The sequence below is a fragment of the Gammaproteobacteria bacterium genome, from assembly GCA_034522055.1.
Classification (GTDB): domain Bacteria; phylum Pseudomonadota; class Gammaproteobacteria; order JAABTG01; family JAABTG01; genus JAABTG01.
Genome location: JAXHLS010000002.1, coordinates 3,329,508 through 3,350,701, shown reverse-complemented (window position 1 = coordinate 3,350,701; position 21,194 = coordinate 3,329,508). Strand labels below are relative to the sequence as shown.

The following is a 21,194-nucleotide window of genomic DNA, read 5'->3' as shown; positions in this document are numbered from 1 at the left end:
TCCCGGACGAGCCATGATGGTCGGCGGGTCAGTCCCGGGGGCGGACACGGAAGCGGTCGCCGGGGGCGAGACCGGGGGCGTTGACCGTGACGCTATCGGCATCGAGGCCGCGCAAAACGGTGACCGGCACCCGCTCGCCGCCCTCGCGCACCAGCCAGTGCTCCTCGTAGCTGCCCCGGAGGACCCGCCGCGACACCTGCACGGTGCCCGGCTCCGCCGCCAATTCCAGGGTGAGCAGCGCCCGCCAGCCGCCCCGTGCCTGTTCCGGCTCGAGACGCAGGGCCAGCTCCACGGGGATCTTGCGGGTCGTCGGGTCGAAGTGCGGGGATACACGGTGGACCTCGGCCGCCACCGTCTCAGCGAGTTCCGGCAGTTCCAGTCGCAAGCCATCGGGCCGGACCTTCAGGGCGTTGAATTGCTCGGCGGTGAGGGCATAGGGCACCACCAGCAGGGACAGGTCCACCACCTCCCCGAGGGGGTCCCCGACGTTGACCCATTGGCCCGGCTCCACCTGGCGGCGACTCACCCGCCAGCCGGCGGGCGCGTGGATGCGAGTGCGTCGAAGGCGCTCCTCCAGGACCCGGGCCGCCACTTCCAGGGCCTGCAGGGCGTAGCGGCCATCCCGCAGGGCCTGCTCGGCGGCGTCCAGGGCGGCCCGGGAGGAATCCCCCCGCTCCGCGAGCACCCGCTGGCGTTGGGTCTCTTTCAGGTCATAGTCGATGCGCGCGCGCAGGCGCGCCTGCTCCACCTCGTTGGCCTCCAGCTCGAGGGCCAGGAAAGTGGTATCCAGGCGCGCGAAGACCCCCTCCGCCGCCACCGCCTCCCCCACCTCCCATGGCACCTCGAGGACCCGTCCGGCCTCCTCGGTGATCACCTGCAGGCGTGCCCGCGGCCGCGTGAAGCCCGACAGCCGCACCTCGCGCACGGCCGCGCCGGCCTTCACCACGTCATTAACGGCATCCACCGGCCGGGCCAGCGTCATGGCCGCCAACCCCAGGCAGACCGCCATCAAGGCACGACCCGTCATGGCTCGGACCTCGCGCCCACGGCCCTGACCCCGGCGACGGAGAAACGACTGATGTGTTCCACCAGTTCGGTAATGCGCTGTTCCGGGGGTGGTCCCTCTGGATGCAGGCGCTCGATGAGGGGGCGGGCATGGTAATAGTAGAGCACCTGGCCGATGATGCTGGCCGAGCAGTCGACGACCGTGTCCCGGCCCGCCCGCGGCCCGAGGAGAGCGGCCACGATGTCCCGCAGTTCCTCGGCGTCGTGACGGATATACTCCTGCACCACCCGATCCAGCACATCCGTGGGACGCACCATCTCCATCAGGTACATGGCGGCCAGCCGCGTGCATTCGTCCGCATCCCCGAGGCAGTGGAACATTTCCTCGAACAGGGCCTGAATGAACACCCGCAGCCGTTCTTCAGGCGGCCGGTGAGGCGGCAGGAAGCGTCGGCGCCGGGCCCGCAACAGGGTAAACACCGTGTCGAAGATGGCCCCATAGAGTCGATGCTTGTCACCGAAATGGTAATTCACCGCCGCCACATTGGTGCCGGCCCGCCGGCAGATGTCTCGCACCGTGGCGGCCTCGTAGCCGCGCTCCGCGAATACCTGCACCGCCGCCGCCATCAGGCGCTCCCGCGTGGCTTGCGAACGCCGCGGGCTGTCTTCGACCGGGATCATGGGTGCATTGTTAAACAACCGTTTGAAACAGGCAATCGATTATCCTCGGGAGGTTGCGCCGGATGTCGGGATGAATCCCGACCCGTGCCGAAAGAACAGGCGGTGGGAGGGGGTTTGTAGGTCGGGCTTCAGCCCGACAGCCCGCCGGTGGGGATTCCGGCCCGGCGCAGGGCGCATGGGGCGGGGTTTGGATGTCGGGATGAATCCCGACCTTGTTACGACGTTATCAGCTAGGATAATGCTCTCGGGACAACCAATCCACGGAAGGAGGCACCATGGGATATGGGGATCTACGCAAGGGAAGGAGATGCATCGAGGGGCAGGAATACCTCGTTACGACAGTCTGCTCTGAACGACGCCCCGTCTTCTCCAATGCAACCAACATGCGTTTGTTCGTGGCGGAGATCCGCAGGCTTGAAACACAAGGCGATGTAGATTGGTTGGCCTGGATCGTCATGCCGAACCATTTCCACGGTCTGCTCCGACTGAAGGGCAATCGCTGCTTGCCAGATATCATGCGGTTGCTGAAGGGGCGATCGGCGCGTGCCCTCGGCGGACCGACCTGGCAGGAGGGCTTCCACGATCACGCATTGCGTAAGGAAGAGGATCGGTGTGCCGTCGCGCGTTATTTGCTCGCCAACCCCGTTCGCGCGGGCATCGCCGTTTCTCTCCGGGATTACCCATACTGGCATTGCACCTGGTTGGCTCACGGAGATAATCCGGACCTGTTCCTGGAACCATAGATGGCCTTAACATCCAGGCGGTTGGATGTCGGGATGAATCCCGACCTACATTCGTGCCGAAGGGATGAATCCCGACCCGTGCCGAAGGAACGGGCGGCGGGAGCGGTGTTTGTAGGTCGGGCTTCAGCCCGACAGCCCGCCGTTGCGGATTCCGGCCCGGCCCCGGGGACATGGGGCGGGGTTTGGATGTCGGGATGAATCCCGACATTCGTGCCGAAGGGATGAATCCCGACCCGTGCCGAAGGAACAGGTGGTGAGGGGGGGGGTGTTTGTAGGTCGGGCTTCAGCCCGACAGCCCGCCGGTGGGAATTCCGGCCCGGCGCAGGGCGCATGGGGCTGGGATTGGATGTCGGGATGAATCCCGACCTACATTCGTGCCAAAGGAACCGGCGGTGGGGGTGGTGTTTGTAGGTCGGGCTTCAGCCCGACAGCCCGCCGGTGGGAATTCCGGCCCGGCGCAGGGCGCATAGGCGTGGGTTTGGATGTCGGGATGAATCCCGACCTACATTCGTGCCGAAGGGATGAATCCCGACCCGTGCCGAAGGAACAGGCGGTGGGAGGGGGTTTGTAGGTCGGGCTTCAGCCCGACAGCCCGCCGGTGCGGATTCCGGCCCGGCCCCGGGCACATGGGGCGGGGCTTGGATGTCGGGATGAATCCCGACATTCGTGCCCTGGGAACCGGCGGTGGCGGTGTATCTGGCCGGATGTCGGGATGAATCCCGACCTACATTCGTGCCGAAGGGATGAATCCCGACCCGTGCCGAAGGAACAGGCGGTGGGGGGGGTGTTTGTAGGTCGGGCTTCAGCCCGACAGCCCGCCGGTGGGGATTCCAACACGGCCCCGGGCGCATACGGCGGGATTGGATGTCGGGATGAATCCCGACCTACATTCGTGGCCCGGGAACATGCGGTGGCGGTGTATCTGGCCGGATGTCGGGATGAATCCCGACCTACATCCGTGGCCCGGAAACGGGCGGTGGCGGTGTATCCGGCCGGGATGTCGGGATGAATCCCGACCTTGGCGCCGCGGGAACGTGCGGTAGCGGTGTATCTGGCCGGATGTCGGGATTAATCCCGACCTACATTCGTGGCCCGGGTGGTGTATCCGTGGATCGGGCTTCAATCCGGCGGCCGGGGGCGGGCTTCGCCGGCCTGGGCGATGACGGCATTGATCTTGTCGAGGATGGTCTTGCGGTCGCTGGGCTTGACGATGAAGCCGCGGGCGCCGGCGCGCACGCTCTGGTCCACCACCTCCCGGGCGCCGGCGCCGGTGAGCATGACCACCGGGATATCCCGGGTCTCGGGGTTGGCCTTGATCTCCTGGAGGGTGGCGATGCCGTCCATGCCCGGCATGCGGTAATCGAGAAGGATGGCGTCGGGCTTGATGAGGCGCAGGCTTGCCAGGGCGGTGGCGCCGTCACCGGCCTCGAGGATCTGCAGCCCCGCATCCTTCAGCATGGTGGCCAGGATCTCCCGGTAGGCGTCGTCATCGTCCACTAGCATCACCCGCGGCGTGTCCGGACTGTGGGCATACTGTTTGAAGGTCTGGGTGTAGTTCTGGTAGCCGTCCTCCAGTTCCTTGAACACGCTTCCGGTCTCTTTCATCTGCGCCAGTACCCGTTCCTGCCCCGACTCCAGGGTGTTCCTCCGAAAAGCATTGAAATGCTCGTCGATGTCGTCGTGGCCCGCGCCACTGCCGACCCGCCGGCCCTTGAGGGTTTCTTCCAGGCCCTTGAGGTCCGAGCCGATGGTGCGGGTGAAGCCCTGGAATGCACGAATGGTGCCGTCATGCTGACCGCCGCCGAAGGCCAGGCGCTGGCCGATGAGCTGGTCGAACTGGTGCAGCTTGTCGGTGATGTCGGCGATGTCGGCACTCAAGGAGGCCACGTAGCGCATCTGACTGTGGCGCTTCAAAGCCTGGGCCACGGACAGGCGCAGGCGAAAGGGGTCGTAGAGGGGGCGGTCGGCCACGTAGTCGTCGATGGTGCCGTTCTTGCAGAGCCGGTAGGCCTGCTCGGACTCGGTGCTCCTGCACAGCAGCAGGGTCTGGTGCAGGACTTCGTGAATGCGCTCGTCCCGGCGGTAGAGGGTGAGGTAGAACTGCTCCGCCTTCTCGATGCTGCGGAAGGCCAGCACCAGCACCGCCGGGTGGTGCTTGATGAAGAGATTCAGGGCCCCGGCCTCGTCGTGGCTCTCGAGATAGCGCCCGTACTCGCCGCTCAACAGGTGGCGCAGATCGGCGAGTTCCTCGGCCGAGTCGCTCACCGCCAGCATGCGCTTGGCACTCAGATCATGTGATTTGGCCATAACCCTTGTCTTCCCCCCCTGATATCAGGATGACGCCACATGGTCCCGCACCGCCTCCAGGGCCGCCGCCAGTTCCGCGGCCAGGCGCGCCATATCGGGCTCATCCCCGGCAGCGGCGGCCGTCTCCAGGGCCTGGCACAGATCGGCCGCGGTGTTGGCACCCACGGTGCGCGCCGACGACTTGAGGCGGTGGGCCAGGAAGCCCAGGCGCTCGGTGTCCTGGGCCGCCACGGCCGCCGTTATCTCGGCCTCCGTATCCCGGCTCTGGGCCGCGAACTTGACGACGAACTCCCGGCCGCGGGCGGCGTCATCGCCGAACAGCCGTCCCAGGGCTGCGGGATCGATGATGGGCGCCGCGCGGTCCTCCGGGCCGGATGCCGCCACCGGTGTCCCGTCCGGCGGCGGCGCCCCGACCGCCTCCGCCCCGTGTCCTTCGCCATTCGCGCGCCGCGGCAACCATGCGGCCAGGGTGCGGTAGAGTTCATCGGGTTCCACCGGCTTGGCCACGAAGCCGTTCATGCCCGCGGCCTCACAGGCCCGCCGGTCCTCCTCGAAGACGTTGGCCGTCATGGCCAGGATCGGCAGCCGGGCATGGCTCGCCATGGAACGGATGATACGGGTGGCCTCCAGGCCGTCCATCTCCGGCATCTGCACGTCCATGAGGATTACATCGTAGTCATCCCGGCGCACCCGTTCCACCGCCTCGCGGCCATTTTCCGCCGTGTCCACCACCAGCCCCGCGCCCTCCAGCAGCACCACGGCCACCTCGCGGTTGATGGGATTGTCCTCCGCCAGCAGCACCCGGGCCCCACGCTGCGCCCCGGCCAGGGGCCCGCCCGTTGCGCCCTCCTCCGCCGGTACCGGCTCGCCCCCTTCCCGCCCCCTGGCCAGGCGGGCGGTGAACCAGAAGGTGCTGCCCGCGCCGGGGGTGCTGGTGGCCCCCGCCTCGCCCCCCATGATCCCGGCCAGGCGGCGGGTGACGGCCAGGCCGAGACCGGTGCCGCCGTACTGGCGCGAGGTAGTGGCATCGCCCTGCTCGAAGGCGCCGAACAGGCCGTCGATGCGCTCGGGGTCCACGCCGATGCCGGTGTCGCTCACCTCGAAGCGCACCGTCACCCCCTCGCCTGCCTGTTCCTGCACCAGGGCGCGCAGGGTGACGCCACCCTGCTCGGTGAACTTGACGGCGTTCGCCGCGTAGTTGAGCAGGGCCTGGCGCAGGCGCGTGGGGTCGCCCCGCAGCCACCGCGGCACGGCGTCGAGGTCCATCGCCAGGGACAGCCCCTTGGCGGTCAGGGGTTCCCGCACCATGGCGGCCACGTGGTCGAAGACGGCGGCCAGGGAGAAGTCCGTCTCCTCGAGCACCAGCTTGCCCGCCTCGATCTTGGACAGGTCCAGGATGTCGTTGATGATGGCCAGCAAATGGCGGGCGGCCTCCTCTATCTTGGCCAGGCGCTTGGCCTGCTCCGGTGTCGGGTGCTCCCGGCCCAGCAGATGGGTGAGACCCATGATGGCGTTCATGGGGGTGCGGATCTCGTGGCTCATGTTGGCCAGGAACTCGCTCTTCGCCAGGTTGGCGGCCTCCGCCCGGCGGCGCGCCTCCACCAACTGCTCGGTGCGTTGGTCTACCAGGTCCTCCAGGTGGTGGCGGTACTGCTCCAGCTCCCGGCCGATGCGCTGGCGCTGCACCAGGCGCCACACCTGGCTGGCGATGAGCTGCACCGTCTCCACATCCATGGTCGTGTAGTCCGTATCCTTGTTGCCCACCCCCGCCAGCATCACCACCCGGCCCCCTTCGATGACCGGCACCGATATCAGGCGCCGCAGCTCCGCGTGACCCTCGGGCAGGCCATGCTTGTGGGGATAGGCTTCGTAATCATTGAAAACCACGGGTTCCCGCCGCCGCAGGGCGTCGGCCCAGACGCCTGCCTGCTGCACCGGATAGTGGGTGTCGTGGACCGCGGAGCAGTAGTGGTCCAGGGTGCGCCGGGACCAGGTCACCAGCTCGATGGTCTGCTCGTCGTCGTTGACGAAGTGGATGAAGGAGACCCGACTGCCCGTGAGGTCCTCCGCCAGTTCCTGGCCGCGCTGCATGAAATCGACCTCCGGCAGAGTCTCCACCACCCGCGGCAACTCCAACAGGGCCTCGGCGCGGCGGGCCTGGCGGTCGAGGATGGCTTCCGTTTCGAGGCGCGTGGTGACGTCCGCCGCCACGCTGAGCGCCACGCGGCGGCCGTCGGGCAGGGGGTCGAGACCCACGGACTGGAAGGCCCACACCCGTTCCGTACCGTCCTTGCAGCGCATCCGGAACTCGCCGTCCTCGGTGGCATGACCATAGCCGTAGGTGCGGGCGACCGCCTCACGCACCCGCACCCGTTCGGCTCCACAGGCCAGCTCCATCCAGGTGGGCAGGTCGGGGATCTCCTCCCGTGCATAGCCGCTGATCTCGGTCCAGCTGCGACTGAGGGCGAGTACCTCGCCATCCTCGGCATGAAGTATCAGGGGAAAGGGCACCTCCTCCATGGCGCGCCGGAAACGGCGTTCGCTCTCCTCCAGTACCCGCTCCATGTGCCGGCGACGGCTGATGTCGCGAAATACCCCGAGCACGTGCTGGCGCCCCTCCAGCACCAGGGGGGCGGCGTTAATCTCGGCATGGAACACGCTGCCGTCCCGGCGCCGGACCGGCATATCCGGCACCAGGGATATCCTGTCCCGCATGGACTCGGCGAACAGGGCGCGCACCCGCTCCAGTTCATCGGCCGGGTGGATATCGGCCACCGTGAGCCGGGGGATGTCGGCGGCGGTATAGCCCAGCATGGTGCCGATGGCGCGGTTGCCCAGCACCAGGCGCCCCGTGTCCGCATCCGCCAGCAGGATGCCGTCCCGGGCCGCGTCGAAGATGGCGCGCATCTTTTCGTCGGCCGCCTGCAACTGCCGGTGGGCGGCGTCCCGCTCCGCCACCAGGCGGCGTTGCTGCCGCGCCCCGCGGCCCTGCATGAACACCAGGGCCGCGGCCAGCAGGGCCAACACGGCCAGCACGGCCATGGCCACAGCGACTACGGATGCTTGCTGCCCATAGGCCAGCGCGGCGACGGCCAGGCCGGCCACCAGGATCAGGGCCACCCACAGGCGATAGCCGCGGCCATTCGATGGGGCCACGGCCCTCATCCGTTCCCGCCGCCGAGGGGTTCGAGAAGGGCTAGGGCCCGGGGATAGTCATAGGTCTCGATATCGTGTCCGGCGGCAACCATGGGCTCGCCGAAGGCCGCCTCCAGCCCCGCCTGGTGGCGGGCGAAGAGCGCCCCCGCCGCCGTGTCGTCGGTGGCCAGCAGCGGGATCAGGGCCTCCAGCACCTTTTTCATATCTTCCACATCGGTCCCATCCCCGCCGGGCGGGGGGACGGCCGGTGGCGGGCCCTGGGCCCCCAGGGTGTCCACGAAGCTGGAGAGGGCCGCCGCCAGGGCCTCCGCCTGCAGTGCGAGGTCCGTCTCGCCCTCCCGCAGGGCCGTCTCCAGGCCCGTGGCGCGCTCGGCGATGGCCACCAGGCCCAGGTTGCCCGCGGCGCCCTTGATGGTGTGGGCGAGGGCCCGGGCCTCGTCCGTTCCGCCCGCCGCCAGGTGCCCCATGATCACCTGTCCGTCATCGCCATGGTCGGCGGCGAAGCGCCGCAGCAGGCGCTCATAGACGGCCGCGTCGCCGCCCAGGTTGCGCAGGCCGAGGCGCGTATCCACCCCCGCCATGGGCGCCGCGAGGATACCTACCGGGACCGCCGCCGGCCCTGGGGCGGCGGCCTCTGCGGGCGGGGCTTCCCGCGGCTGGCGCGGCAGCCAGCGGGCGAGCACCCGGACCAGCTCCTCCGGGTCCACGGGCTTGGCCACGAAGCCGTTCATGCCCGCCTCCTCGCAGGCCCGCCGGTCCTCCTCGAAGACGTTGGCGGTCATGGCGAGGATCGGTAGCTCGGCGCCATCCGGGCGGGAGCGGATGACCCGGGTGGCCTCCAGGCCGTCCATCTCGGGCATCTGCACGTCCATCAGCACCAGGTCGTAGTGCCGGCCCCGCAGGCGGTCCACGGCCCGCCGCCCGTTGTCCACGGCATCCACCTCGAGGCCCAGGTTGGCCAGCAGGGCCTCGGCCACCTCGCGGTTGATGGGGTTGTCCTCCGCCAGCAACACCCGGGCGCCCTGCTGCTCCGGGGCCAGGACCAACCCCGCCGCAACCGGGGCGCCGGGGGCCTGTGCGGGCCCGTGGCCGCGCTGGAGGCGGGCGGTGAACCAGAAGGTGCTGCCCGCGCCGGGGCTGCTGGTGGCCCCCGCCTCGCCCTCCATCATCTCGGCCAGGCGGCGGGTGATGGCGAGACCGAGGCCGGTGCCGCCGTGGCGCCGGGCGTTGGTGCCGTCGGCCTGCTCGAAGGCCCCGAACAGGCGCTCCAGGGTGGCGGGCTCCACCCCGATGCCGGTGTCCGCCACCTCGAAGCGCACCACCACCTCAGCGTCATCCTCCCGGACCTTGACGGCACGCATGACGATACCCCCCTGGCCCGTGAACTTGACGGCATTGGCGGCATAGTTCAGCAGGGCCTGGCGCAGGCGCGTGGCATCGCCCCGCAGCCATACCGGCACCGCGTCCCGGTCCAGCTCCAGGGTCAGGCCCTTGCGCCGGGCCTGCTCCCGCACCATGGACTGGACGTGGTCGAAGACGGAATTGAGATGAAAATCGCTCTTCTCCAGGGTGAGCTTGCCGGCCTCGATCTTGGACACATCGAGGATGTCGTTGATGATGGCCAGCAGGTGGCGGGCGGCCTCGTCTATCTTGGCCAGGCGGGCGGCCTGCTCCGGCGTCGGGTGCTCCCGGTTCAGCAGGTGGGCGAGGCCCATGATGGCGTTCATGGGGGTGCGGATCTCGTGGCTCATGTTGGCCAGGAAGGTGCTCTTGGCCAGGTTGGCGGCCTCGGCCCGGGCCCGCGCCTCCATCAACTCGGCGGTACGCGCGGCCACCTGCTCCTCCAAATGATGGCGATGGCGGTCCAGCTCCTCCCCCATGCGCTTGCGCTCGGTGATGTCCTCTTTGACCGCCACGTAGTGGCTGGTGCGCCCGTCCTCGCCGCGGATGGGGGTGATGATGGCGAACTCGAGGTACTCGGAGCCGTCGCGGCGGCGATTGCAGAGTTCGCCGCGCCAGGTCTCGCCGCCGGTGAGGGTGGTCCACATGGCCTCGTAGGTCTCGGGGGGGGTCTTGCCGGAGTGGAGGATGCGGGGGTTCTGCCCCACCACGTCGTAGGGCCGGTAACCCGTGTTGTCCACGAAGGCCTGGTTGACGTACTCGATCTCCGCGTCGGTGTTGGTGATGACGATGCTCTCGGGGCTCTGTTCCACCGCCAGGGAGAGCTTGCGCAACTGCTCCTCGGCCGCCTTGCGGTCCGTGATATCCGTGGTGAAGGCGAGCACCCGGGGCACGTCATCCAGCACCACCCGGGTGAGGAGCACGTCCAGCCACACCCTGTGGCCCTCGGCATCCGGGCTCTTCCATTCGGTGCGGTTTTCACCATCACGAGCGGCGATATGGATGTTCTCCAGGGCCTTGGCGTGGGAATAGGCCGGCTCGTCCAGCCATACGGCCTCCCGGTTGAGTTCAGCGACGGTGGTGCAGCCGTGGAGGGCCAGGGCCCGGCGGTTGGCGTCGACGATCTCGCCGCTATCGGCGTCATGGACGAAGATGGCCACCGCGGCACTCTCGAACAGGGTCCGGAAGCGCTCCTCGCTGCGGCGCAGGGCCTCCTCGGCCGTCTTGCGCTCGGTGACGTCCGCCGCCATGCTCACCACCACCCGGCGCCCGTCGGGCAGGGGCCCGAGGCCCACGGAGCTGAAGTCCCACACCCGCCGGCTGCCGTCCCGGCACCGGATGGTGAACTCCCCCTCGGCCTTGCGGCCGGTGAGCCCGTAGAGGGCATCGATGCGCGCCTGCACCGGGGCCCGGCGCTCGCCGTAGGCGCGCTCGGTCCAGTCCGCCACGGTGGGGATGTCCTCGCGGCTGTAGCCGCTGATGTCGGTCCAGGTGCGACTGAGGGCCAGCACCTCGCCGTCCTCGGCGTGGATGATGACCGGGAAGGGGGCCTCCTCCATGGCCCGGCGGAAGCGCTCCTCGGCGGCGCGGTGGGCCTCTTCCATGGCCCGGCGCTCGGTGATGTCGCTCATGCCCCCCACCACCCGCAGGGGCACGCCCCGGGCGTCCCGCACCACCTCGGCCCGATCAAACACCAGGGCGTAGCTGCCGTCCTTGCGGCGGAAACGGAACTCGGCGCGGTAGACCGCGGCGCGCCCCTCCAGCACCTCGGTCAGCTCCGCCGTCACGCGCTCCCGGTCCTCGGGGTGGATGCGGGACAGCCAGACCTCCTTGGTGGGCCCCAGGTCCCCGGCGGCGTAACCGAAGTTGGTCTCCATGCCCTCGCTGCGCCACACCGTGCCGGTGGCGAGTTCGAGGTCCCAGATGACATCGTGGCTGGCGTTGGAGAGCAGGCGGAAGCGCTCCTCGCTGGCCTCCAGGGCCGCCACCGCCTGCCGGCGCTCGGTGACATCCATGATGAAGCCCTCGAGCCACCGCCCGCCCCCATCCTCCGTGGCCACGCACTGGCCCTTCTCCCATACCACCCGCTCGCCGCCGTCGGCGGTAAGAATGCGGTACTCCAGCTCGAAGGGCAGGCCCGCTGCCACCGCCTGGGCCACCTCCTCCCGCACGGTCGTGCGATCTTCGCCGTGAATGAGGTCCTCGTATTGGAGATCCCCGCCCTCCAGGAAACGCTCGGGGGCGTAGCCGGTGACCGCCAGGCTGCCGCGGCTGACGAAGGCCATGGGCCAGCCGTGGCTGTCCAGGCAGCGGTAGGCCATGCCCGGCAGGTTGTCCATGAGCACCGCCAGGCGCCGCCGGCCCTCGAAGACGGCCATCTCTGCCGCCACCCGCTCGGTGATGTCGGCAGCCATGCTGATGGCGATGCGCCGGCCGTCGGGCAGCTCTCCCAGGCCCACGGAGCTGAAGGCCCAGATGCGCTCGGCGCCGTCCCTGCAGCGCACCCGGAATTCTCCCTGGGGCCGGGCCGCGGTGGTGCCGTAGGCCTCGGCGATGACGGCATCGACCTCCGGCGCCAGGTCGCCGTAGGCGCGCTGCGTCCACTCACGGGTGGTGGTCAGCTCGCCGCGGTCGTAGCCGGCGAGCTCCACCCAGGCTTTGCTCAGGGCCAGCACCCCGCCGTCCTCGGCATGGATCATCACCGGCACCGGGGCCTCCAGGATGGCCCGCCGGAAGCGCTCCTCGCCCTGGCGCAGGGCGGCCTCCAGGCCCTTGGCTTCGCTGATGTCCTCCAGGGTGGCCATGATGGCGGTGACTTCGCCTTGGGAGTCCCACACCGGGGCGGCGTTGAGCCGCAAGGGAATGGTGCCGCCATCCCGGCGGCGGTGCCGTATCTCCCGCCCCGCCAACGTCGCCCCGGCGGCCGCCTCCCGCAGGTGGGTCTCGAACTCCCCCCAGTCCTCCGGCGCCACCATGGGGTTGGGGCGGCCGATGACCTCCGCCTCCGGCCAACCGAACACGCGCTCGGCGGCGGCGTTCCAGGTGAGGACGCGGCCCTGGAGGTCCACGCTCATCAGGGGCAGGGGGGAGCAGGCCACCATGGCCTGCTGGAAGGCCTCGGCGGCCCGCCGCGCCTGCTCCGCCTCCTGGCGGGCGCTGATGTCGCGGATGAAGTCCTGGCGGTAGGGCCGGCCATCCAGCTCGATGAGCGCCGAACTCACCTCCACCGGGAAGGGGCTGCCGTCGCGGCGGCGGTGGATGGTCTCGAAGAGCGCGCCCTTGTCCGTCCCCGCCACCTGCCACTGGGGTTCCAGATCGACCAGGGCCTCGGGGGCCCGCAGATCGGCGATGGTCCTGGTGGCCAGTTCGGCGGCGCTATAACCATAGGCCCGCTCGGCGGCGGCGTTGGCCTCGACGATGCGCCCGCCGTCGTCCATCAGCAGCACCATGTCCCGGGCCTTGTCCACCAGCCGGCGGAAGCGCTCCGCCAGGGCGAGGCGCTCCTCGCGTTCCGCCGCCGCCTCACGCTCCAGGCGCAGGCGGTCCGTGGTCCAGTCCAGGCGGTGGCGCTGGTGCCAAGCCAGGGCGGCCCCGGTCAGGGCCAGCAGGGCCAGCGCCAGCACCGCCAGGGCGAGGGCGACGTCCCGGGACAGGCCGGCATAGACCTCACTCTGGTCCACCTTGGCGATGAGATGCCAGGGGGTGCCCGGCACCGGCCGGGCCACCGCCATCACCGCCTCGCCCCGGTAGTCGACGCCCCGCAGCAGGGTACCCGGCGCGGCCTGCCCCGCCACGGCCTGGACCGCCACCACCTCCGTCGCCGTGAGGGGCACCCGCACGCGCAGGGCGGCATCCGAGCGGTGGCGCAGGTCGTTCAGGAACAGCACGCCGTCGCCGTCGGGCTTCACCAGCAGGGTCTCGGCGCTGGGGCTGGGCACCGGCCAGCCCTCGAGGAAGGGAAAGAGGAAATCGTCCTCGTGGAGGCGGAACAGCAGGGCGAGGCCCTCGCCGCCGTTGGTATCCGGCAGGGGCGCCACGATGTCGAAGTTGAAACGACCGTCCTCCCCCTCACCGTCGGGGTAGAGGCCGGAGAGATGGACCGCGCCGTCGGCCCGGGCCCGCTCCAGGGCGGCCTGGAGTGCCGGACCGGCCCGCAGATGGTCGCCGGCCCCCAGGGGATAGCGCCCGGACTCGTCCATCAGGGCCACCATGCCGTAGCCCTTTTCCTCGGCGATGGCCGCGAGGCGCACCAGCACCTCTTCCCGGGCCGCCATGTCGCCCTCGACGCGCCAGCGCTGGAGCAGTTCGAGCCGGGTCGTGCTGCTCCGTACCTGCTCGGCGTCCCGGCGCCGCTCCTCCAGCCAGCGGTCGAGTTGGTCGGTCTTGAGGGCGGCCACCGCCCGCAACTGGGCGGTGTAGCGGTCGTCGTGCTCGGCCATCAGCCCCCGCACCCCCAAGGCACCCCCCGCCACCAACAGCAGCCCCAGGGTCACCAGGCCCGCCGTCAGCCAGGGGGCGGCGGGCGGCGCCGGGCCCGCCACGACCTCCCGGCCACGCCCCAGGGCCCAGTAGAGAAGCAGGGAGGTGACGGCGACGAAGGCGAGCCCCTTGAAGGCCCCGACCACGCTGAGGGCCCAGGGGTCCCGCACCAGGGTGGCCACCAGGAGGTCCGAGAGCAGGATCCACAGGGTGGCCCCCAGGGCGTAGAGGAGCACGGGGGTGCGGGACCCGCCGGCTGGAGAGGTCGCGGGGCCCGCCATGGGATCAGGCCGCCGCGACGCCGTCACGGTGGCGCTGGGCGATGGCCGTGAAGGCCCCGTAGTCCGCCAGGAAGGCGGCCGCCAGGTCCGGATCGAAGTGGGTGCCCCGGCCCGCGGCGACGACCTCCCGGGCCTCGTCGAAGGACATGGCGGGCTTGTAGACACGCTGGGAGATGACGGCATCGAAGACATCCGCCACCGCCATCAGCCGCGCCGACAGGGGGATGTCCTCCGCCGCCAGGCCGTCGGGATAGCCGCTGCCGTCCCAGCGCTCGTGGTGCCAGTGGGCGATCTCCTTGGCCAGCCGGAAGAACACCACCGGCCGCTCCACCTCCGCCTCGGCGCGCTCGATGGCGCGGGCGCCGATCTCCGCATGGGTCTTCATGACGGCCCACTCTTCTGGGGTGAGCCCGCCGGGCTTCAACAGGACATGATCGGGGATCCCGACCTTGCCGATGTCGTGCAGGGGCGCCGACTTGGTGACCAGGCGGATGAACTGATCGTCGATGGTGTCCCGGAAGCGCGGGTGGTCCCGCACCAGGACGGCCAGGCGCTCCACGTAGGCCTGAGTGCGCAGGATGTGATCGCCGGTCTCGGGGTCCCGGGTCTCTGCCAGGTGGGCCAGGGCGCGGATGGAGACGTCCTGGACGATCTGGTTCTCCTCCAGGCGCCGCGCCACCTCGGCCTCCAGGAAGTCGTTGTGGTCATGGAGGCGGTCGTTGGCATCTTTCAAGGCCAGGTGGGCGCGCACCCGGGCGCGCAGGATGGCGGGATTGACGGGCTTGGTGATGTAGTCCACCGCCCCCAGGCGCAGGCCCTTTTCCTCGTCCTCGGCGGCCTCGCGGGCGGTGACGAAGATGACGGGGATATGGCCGAGGCCGCACTCCTGGAGGCCCGCCACCACCGCGTAGCCGTCCATGCCGGGCATCATGACGTCCAGCAGGATGAGGTCGGGCCGGGGCTCGCTGGCGGCCACTTCGAGGGCCCGCGGCCCGGAGGTGGCGGCGCGGACGCGATAGTCAACGGCCAGGGCATGGTCCAGCACCGCCAGATTGGCGGCCTGGTCGTCGACGATGAGGATGGTGTGCTCGGTCATATCCCTTGATCCTGGATAGTCATTCCCTTGTGGCGGCGGGAACGGGTAGCCCTTTAGGAAATAGCCGATTATCGGCTCCCTCTCATCGGCGAGGCATGGGCGCGCCCCCGACGCCGAACCACGCGGCGGCAGGTGCTGCTTAAGCGTCGTCGGGCGGCAGTGGGTGGATATCCAGGCCGATGAGGACCTTCTCGTGGTCCGAGAGGTCGCCGATGATGCGCCGCATGGGGAGCGGCAGGTGCTTCACCAGCATGGGGGTGGCGACGATGCGCTCGTCCTCGGCGAGCTGGGGGTGCTCCAGCAGGTTGATCACCTCGGCCTCGTAGTGGGCGCCCACCTCGGGCTCGGCGCAGATGGCCTTGAGATTCTCGATGGCGCGGCGGGCCATGGGGGTCTCCCCCAGGACGTAGAGGCGGATGGTGTACTTTTCCATGGCGATTCAATCTCCCTCGATCCGGATGCCATCGGCGCCGATGGTGAACTCCCGCAGGTCGCCGGAGCTGGCGCCGCCGCGGGCCTTAACCACCTGGATGACGCGCTTCACCGCGCCCCCGGATTCCACCTGGCGTGTGCGGATCCACACGTCATTGAGGCTGGAGATGTTCATGGTGCTGGTGCCCCGGGCACCGTCGGGCAGCAGTTCCGTGAGCAGCACGCTGACGCCCCGGGCCTTGAGGTGATGGGTGAAACGCATCAGCATCATCTTCACCTGCAGGGGCGAGCCGAGGTCGGCCAGGGCCGAGATGGGGTCGATGACGATGAATTGAACCGCGGCCTGGTCCACCCGTTTCGAGATATAGATGAGATGGCTCTCCAGGCCCATCTCCACCGAACGCATCGAGTACATCTCCAGGGCCCCGGATTCCACGAAGGGGGCCAGGTCGATACCCACGGCCCGCAGGTTACGGCGGATCTCCTGCGGCGACTCCTCCAGGGAGATGAGGGCGGCCTTGCGGCCCGCCTGCAGGGCGGCGTGGAGCAGGCTGGCGGAGAGGAGGCTCTTGCCGGTGCCGGCGGAGCCCGAGACCATGATGGTGCTGCCGTCGAGGTAGCCCGCCCCGCCCATCATGGCATCCAGGCCGGCGACGCCGGTAGTGGTGCGAGTGGTGGGCGCCGCCGCCTTCAACTCGGTACCCGTCACGGGCAGGATGGTAACGCCCCCCCCATCCAGCAGGAAGGGATACTCGTTGGTGCCGTGGCCGGCGCCCCGCATCTTCACCACCCGCAGATAACGCGTCATGAGACGCTCCCTCAGCTGCTGGCTGAGGTGGATCACGCAATCCGAGGCGTACTCCTCGAAGCGGTGCATGACCCCGGCGCCGGTGGACGCGGCCAGGGTGACCAGGGTGGTGAGTCCGGCATCCCGCAGCCACTCGAACAGGGCCACTATCTCGCTGCGCAGCCGGTCGCCCGCCAGGGCGATCTGGAGGTTGTCCAGGGAATCGATGACCAGGCGGGTGGCCCCCGTGGCCGCGAGGGCGCTCTCGATGCGCAGGCGGATCACCCCGAGATCATAGGCCCCCGCCACCTGTTCGTCGGCCCCAGGCCGCATGTCGAGGAGCTGCAGGCGCCCCTCGTCCAGGGCCCGGCTGCCCGCCATGCCGAGGGCGTCCATGTAATTCAGCAGGCGCTCGGGACGCTCGTCGCAGGTAACCATGACCGCCCCCTCCCCCGCCGCCAGGGCGCCATGGATGAAGGACAGGCCGAACACGGTCTTGCCGGATCCGGGCCCGCCCGTGAGCAGGGCGGCGGTACCGGCCGGGTAGCCGCCATCGAGGATGGTGTCGAGGCCCCGGATGCCGGAGGATACCTTCGCGTGGTTGATGGTCATTTTATAAATACGTGCTCGCTGGCGGCCCCGGATCAGCGCTTCGCCCTCACCTGCCGGGGACGCCTGAATTGACTTATAAAAGCTGGCTCGTCCGCAGAATCCGTGGGTGAAAATTTCGCTCGCGGCGAGCGCCAAGTAGATGATATGCAAAACAAAGGCTGGCGGCGTGGTGCACCTTCAGGTTGGTTTTTCCGCCACGAACAACAGGCTCTCGCCAAGATCGCCAAGAACGCCAAGGGAACAGCGGTGTCTTCCAGCCGATTGACCATGCGGGTGATGCCGTGCTCCATGAGCGCCTCGCCGAATTGGACGTCTTAGTGCTTTAGTGCTCGATTGGAATCGAGACTTGGTTTTCAACCTGGAAGCCTCCCAATCGGGTCTCCCGTCATGCTCGTAATCCCTTGGCCCAATTTCTTGGCGTTCTTGGCGTTCTTGGCGAGAGGAAATTCTTCTCTCTACACCCACAAACTATTCTTACGAGCCATAAAACTTAGCCGGTATTTAGCATCAGACCTGTCCCACCGCAAGGACAGCCCGTCCGTCAGGCCGTCACCGGGCGGCCTTGCCCGTCCCCCTTGAAGGGCCGCACCAGGGCCACCAGCAGGGGCAGCAGGGTGAGGTTGGCCACCAGGGCGATGATCATGGCCAGCCCCGTGAGCAGGCCGAAGTAGATGGTGGGGATGAAGTTGGACAGCACCAGGATGGAGAAACCCAGGGTGATGGTGATGGAGGTGTAGTAGATGGCCCGCCCGACGCTGGCATGGGAGCGGCGGATGGCGGCCCGGTAGTCGCCGTCCACGGCGTACTCCTCGCGCATGCGGTGAAGGTAGTGGATGGTGTCGTCCACGCCGATGCCCACGGTGATGGCGGCGATGGTGATGGTCATGATGTCCAGGGGGATCCCCGTCCAGCCCATGAGGCCGAGGATGAGGGCCGCGGCCACCACCGTGGGCATCACCCCCACCACCGCCAGGCGCAGGTTGCGGAACAGCGCCAGCAGCATCAGGAGGATGGCCGCGAACACCACGGACAGGGTCATGATCTGGGACTGGAACAGGCTCTGAAGCACGTTGTTGTAGAGCACCACCATGCCGGTGATGTTGATCTGGCCGGGCTCGAATCCCAACTCCTCCAGGCCGGCGCGAATGCGGGTCAGGAGTTCGTCCCGCTCCAGGTCCGGGTCGGAGTCGATGATGCGCACGCCGAAGCGCACCTGGTTGCCGTCGTCGCTCATGTAGGGGTCGAAGAGAGTGGTCTTGACGTCCTCCGGCAGGCGTTTGTGCATCACCGCCAGGGTGAGGTTGTCCAGGCGCTGGTCATCATTGAGCTTGGTGAGCATGGCCATGGTGGTGTGCAACGACAGCACCTTACCCGTCTCGTCCAGGCTGTCCAGGTACTCGTGGACCCGGGTCACGTCCTCGAGGGTGAAGGTGTTGAACCAGAAGCTGTCGCCGGAGAGCCCCGCCTCGCCGCCGCCACCGTAGGCCACGTCCTCTGCCGCCATCTCCTGCTGGTATTCCTGGAAGTCCTCATCGGGGTCGAGGACCACGTCCAGGGGGGTGGTGCCCCCCAGCTTGCGGTCGATGAGCAGCATGCCCTGGTGGATCTCGGTGGTGTCCTTGAAATAATCGATGAAGCTGTTCTCCACCGTGAGGCGGGTGATGCCCGCCACGCTCACGGCGAACACCAGGCCGTAGAGCACCAGGGTCCCCACCCGGCGGTGCTCGATGAGACCGGCGAAGGCGCGGGTGACGGCGCCCGTGACATCCACCCGGCGGCGCACCGGGTCCCGGGGCGGCAGCATGGCCACCAGGGCGGGGAACAGCAGGAAGGACAGCACGAAGGCCATGGCCACCCCCGCCACCATCATCCAGCCGAAGTCCATGACCGGACGGATGGCGCTGAAGACCAGGGAGCCGAAGGCCACCATGGTGGTCAGGGCGGTGAAGAATGATGGCACCAGCTTGGAACGCATGGTGGCGGCTATCTTGCTGTCGTGATCGTCCGCCGGGGCCTCGTGGTGGAGTTCCTCGAAGCGCACCACCAGGTGCACCGTGAGGGACAGGGTGATGATGAGCAGCAGGGAGATGAAATTGGACGACACCACGGTGACCCGCCATTCCGCGAGCCCCAGCCAGCCCGCCATGGCGATGCCGGCGGCGGCGCATATCACCATGGGGATGAGGACCCAGCGCACGCGTTTGAAGGCCACGGCCAGCAGGGCCACGATGAAGCAGAACACGCCGATGCCGAACACCCGGATGTCGTTCTCCACGAAATCGATCATGTCGGAGACGATCATGGGCACGCCCCCGAGGTGGATGTCGGCGCCGTCGCGATAGCGCTCCAGCACCTCCCGCACGGCGGCGATGGTGGCCTGTTCGCGCTCCTGGTAGCGGGCCTTGTAATCGGCGAAGGCCTCGGATGCCCGTTCCAGTTCCACCTCTTCGTCCGCCGTGAGCCCCTCTTCCATACGCTTCATGCGCAGGTCGTCCCTTGCCTCCAGCAGGGCGCGGTAGCGCTCATCGCGCTCGAAGGTCACCTGGAGGGCGGTGGTGGTGCCGTCCTCGCTCATCAGCAGGTTCTTGTACAGGGGGCTGGTGCGCAGCTCCCGGGCCGCCATCTCGCGATCCGTCTGCGGGCTGGTGAGGGTCTGCACCCCTTCCTGGATCTCTCGCAGGGTCACCGGCGGGCTCTCGATGAGGGGGACGTCCAGCATGGAGGTCACCTCGGCCACCCGGTCCACCCGGGCCAGCTCGTCCCGCAGCGCCCCCACCGCGGCGAGGGTGGCATCGGAGAACATGTCGCCGTGGGGGGTGTAGGTGACGAAGAGGAAGTCATCGGAGCCGTAGCGCTCGCGGATCTCGCGGTAATAGCGCAGGTCGGCGTCGTTCTCCAGCAACAGGGAATCCGCCGAGGCGTCGAGCTTGAAATCCCGCGCGAACCAGGCGGCGGCGAGGATGAACAGCCCCACCATCAGGAGGGCCACCACGGGCCGGCGCAGTACCAGGCCGAAATAGAGGGAATAGAGGGTCGCGCGCATGTCAGGAATCCGGAATATTTTAATCTATTGGAAACAGGATGTTATGGGCCGCCCATGGTGACATAACCTGCAGCGATTCGCCTCGGCCAGGGCTCCGCATCCCGCCGCTGTGGCCATGATCCGGCTGGCCTTGACCCGGGCACCTTTGCCATGGCGCCCGGCGGGCCTATCCTTTTAACAGGCGGACCGCTTTCGCAGTCCGCCATAGCGGGACCCCGTGGCTTCACGACCTTGGATGGGCACCATGAATACACTGCACCAGGATACCCAACGCTTCGAGGCATGGCTTGCCGATTTCGATACCAGGATCCAGGATCTCCGACACCAGGTGGCGGCTGCCCAGGGTTATCGCCAGAAGGGGCTGCAGGAAGAACTGGACAAGCTGCTGGCGCGCCGCCGCAAGGCCGACGAGCACATGGCCCAGCTCCGGCTGGCGGACGCCGAGTCCTGGTCCCGGAACGACTTCCGCACCAGCATCTTCGCCGTATTCGACGACATCGGCGAGCGCCTGAACCGCCTCATGGCCCGGGTGTAACCCGGGATTCATCCCGACATCCCGGTCAAATACACCACCACCGCCCCTTCCCGGGGCACGAATGTAGGTCGGGATTCATCCCGACATCCCGGTCAAATACACCACCACCCCTTCCCGGGGCACGGATGTAGGTCGGGATTCATCCCGACATCCGGCCCCACCGTGTGCGCCCCGCGCCGGGTGGAATCCGCGCCCGCGGGCTGTCGGGCTGAAGCCCGACCTACAAACACCCCCCCACCGTCCGTTGCCGGGGCACGGATGTGGGTCGGGATTCATCCCGACATCCAGCCCCGCCCGACATCCAGCCCCGCCGTATGCGCCCCGCGCCGGGTGGAATCCCCGCCGGCGGGCTGTCGGGCTGAAGCCCGACCTACAGCCCGACCTACAAACACCCCCCCACCGCACGTTCCCGGGGCACGGATGTGGGTCGGGATTCATCCCGACATCCGGCCCCACCGTGTGCGCCCCGCGCCGGGTGGAATCCGCGCCCGCGGGCTGTCGGGCTGAAGCCCGACCTACAGCCCGACCTACAAACACCCCCCACCGTCCGTTCCCGGAGCACGGATGTGGGTCGGGATTCATCCCGACATCCAATCCCGCCGCATGCGCCCCGCGCCGGGTGGAATCCCCGCCGGC

The 21,194-nt window shown here is 68.7% G+C and carries 12 protein-coding genes; 3 read left to right on the top strand and 9 right to left on the bottom strand.

The features are described from left to right. Positions 1 to 28: 28 nt before the first annotated feature. Together U5S82_16170 and U5S82_16165 are read right to left on the bottom strand one after the other, a co-directional pair. Positions 29 to 1,027, bottom strand: a complete 999-nt coding sequence (locus U5S82_16170; protein MDZ7753147.1) for an efflux RND transporter periplasmic adaptor subunit — start codon at positions 1,025 to 1,027, stop codon at positions 29 to 31. Beyond that, positions 1,024 to 1,686, bottom strand: coding sequence for a CerR family C-terminal domain-containing protein (locus U5S82_16165; GenBank protein ID MDZ7753146.1), 663 nt, complete (start codon positions 1,684 to 1,686; stop codon positions 1,024 to 1,026). Before U5S82_16165 ends, U5S82_16170 begins: the two co-directional genes overlap by 4 nt. 275 nt (positions 1,687 to 1,961) lie before the next feature. On the opposite strand from U5S82_16165, the gene U5S82_16160 reads away from it, so the two are divergent. Beyond that, positions 1,962 to 2,429: a transposase gene (locus tag U5S82_16160; protein ID MDZ7753145.1), complete on the top strand. Its 468-nt coding sequence runs from the start codon at positions 1,962 to 1,964 to the stop codon at positions 2,427 to 2,429. 1,119 nt (positions 2,430 to 3,548) lie between these two features. Here U5S82_16160 and U5S82_16155 read toward each other — a convergent pair. From U5S82_16155 to kaiC, 6 genes are all read right to left on the bottom strand, one after another. Then, complete coding sequence (locus U5S82_16155; GenBank protein ID MDZ7753144.1) at positions 3,549 to 4,736, bottom strand: response regulator; 1,188 nt, start codon at positions 4,734 to 4,736, stop codon at positions 3,549 to 3,551. A 24-nt stretch (positions 4,737 to 4,760) separates the two neighbouring features. Further along, the gene (locus U5S82_16150) at positions 4,761 to 7,892 is read right to left on the bottom strand and encodes a PAS domain S-box protein (GenBank protein ID MDZ7753143.1); all 3,132 of its coding nucleotides are present in this window, start codon (positions 7,890 to 7,892) and stop codon (positions 4,761 to 4,763) included. A gap of 5 nt (positions 7,893 to 7,897) precedes the next feature. Next, complete coding sequence (locus U5S82_16145; GenBank protein ID MDZ7753142.1) at positions 7,898 to 14,053, bottom strand: PAS domain S-box protein; 6,156 nt, start codon at positions 14,051 to 14,053, stop codon at positions 7,898 to 7,900. 4 nt (positions 14,054 to 14,057) lie between these two features. Then, positions 14,058 to 15,149: a response regulator gene (locus U5S82_16140; GenBank protein MDZ7753141.1), complete on the bottom strand. Its 1,092-nt coding sequence runs from the start codon at positions 15,147 to 15,149 to the stop codon at positions 14,058 to 14,060. Positions 15,150 to 15,288: 139 nt separating this feature from the next. After that, positions 15,289 to 15,582: a circadian clock KaiB family protein gene (locus U5S82_16135; GenBank protein ID MDZ7753140.1), complete on the bottom strand. Its 294-nt coding sequence runs from the start codon at positions 15,580 to 15,582 to the stop codon at positions 15,289 to 15,291. 6 nt (positions 15,583 to 15,588) lie between these two features. Next, a complete protein-coding gene (gene kaiC / locus U5S82_16130; protein MDZ7753139.1) occupies positions 15,589 to 16,980 on the bottom strand; it encodes a circadian clock protein KaiC in 1,392 nt (463 codons plus the stop codon). Between the two features lie 102 nt (positions 16,981 to 17,082). Between kaiC and U5S82_16125 the strand changes: the two genes are divergently transcribed. Continuing rightward, positions 17,083 to 17,298, top strand: a complete 216-nt coding sequence (locus tag U5S82_16125) for a hypothetical protein (GenBank protein ID MDZ7753138.1) — start codon at positions 17,083 to 17,085, stop codon at positions 17,296 to 17,298. 223 nt (positions 17,299 to 17,521) lie between these two features. Here the strand turns inward: U5S82_16125 and U5S82_16120 are convergent, their stop codons facing one another. Continuing rightward, the gene (locus U5S82_16120; GenBank protein ID MDZ7753137.1) at positions 17,522 to 20,023 is read right to left on the bottom strand and encodes an MMPL family transporter; all 2,502 of its coding nucleotides are present in this window, start codon (positions 20,021 to 20,023) and stop codon (positions 17,522 to 17,524) included. Between the two features lie 244 nt (positions 20,024 to 20,267). Here U5S82_16120 and U5S82_16115 point away from each other — a divergent pair, with 244 nt between their 5' ends. Beyond that, on the top strand, positions 20,268 to 20,558 hold the full coding sequence (locus tag U5S82_16115; protein MDZ7753136.1) for a hypothetical protein: 291 nt from the start codon (positions 20,268 to 20,270) through the stop codon (positions 20,556 to 20,558). The last annotated feature ends 636 nt before the right edge of the window (positions 20,559 to 21,194 follow it).

What these genes read in the sequence shown, in the direction of transcription:
- U5S82_16170 (MDZ7753147.1), bottom strand. Translation starts at nt 1,027, where the DNA reads ATGACGGGTCGTGCCTTGATGGCGGTCTGCCTGGGGTTGGCGGCCATG.
- U5S82_16165 (MDZ7753146.1), bottom strand. Translation starts at nt 1,686, where the DNA reads ATGATCCCGGTCGAAGACAGCCCGCGGCGTTCGCAAGCCACGCGGGAG.
- U5S82_16160 (MDZ7753145.1), top strand. Translation starts at nt 1,962, where the DNA reads ATGGGATATGGGGATCTACGCAAGGGAAGGAGATGCATCGAGGGGCAG.
- U5S82_16155 (MDZ7753144.1), bottom strand. Translation starts at nt 4,736, where the DNA reads ATGGCCAAATCACATGATCTGAGTGCCAAGCGCATGCTGGCGGTGAGC.
- U5S82_16145 (MDZ7753142.1), bottom strand. Translation starts at nt 14,053, where the DNA reads ATGGCGGGCCCCGCGACCTCTCCAGCCGGCGGGTCCCGCACCCCCGTG.
- U5S82_16140 (MDZ7753141.1), bottom strand. Translation starts at nt 15,149, where the DNA reads ATGACCGAGCACACCATCCTCATCGTCGACGACCAGGCCGCCAATCTG.
- U5S82_16135 (MDZ7753140.1), bottom strand. Translation starts at nt 15,582, where the DNA reads ATGGAAAAGTACACCATCCGCCTCTACGTCCTGGGGGAGACCCCCATG.
- kaiC (MDZ7753139.1), bottom strand. Translation starts at nt 16,980, where the DNA reads ATGACCATCAACCACGCGAAGGTATCCTCCGGCATCCGGGGCCTCGAC.
- U5S82_16120 (MDZ7753137.1), bottom strand. Translation starts at nt 20,023, where the DNA reads ATGCGCGCGACCCTCTATTCCCTCTATTTCGGCCTGGTACTGCGCCGG.
- U5S82_16115 (MDZ7753136.1), top strand. Translation starts at nt 20,268, where the DNA reads ATGAATACACTGCACCAGGATACCCAACGCTTCGAGGCATGGCTTGCC.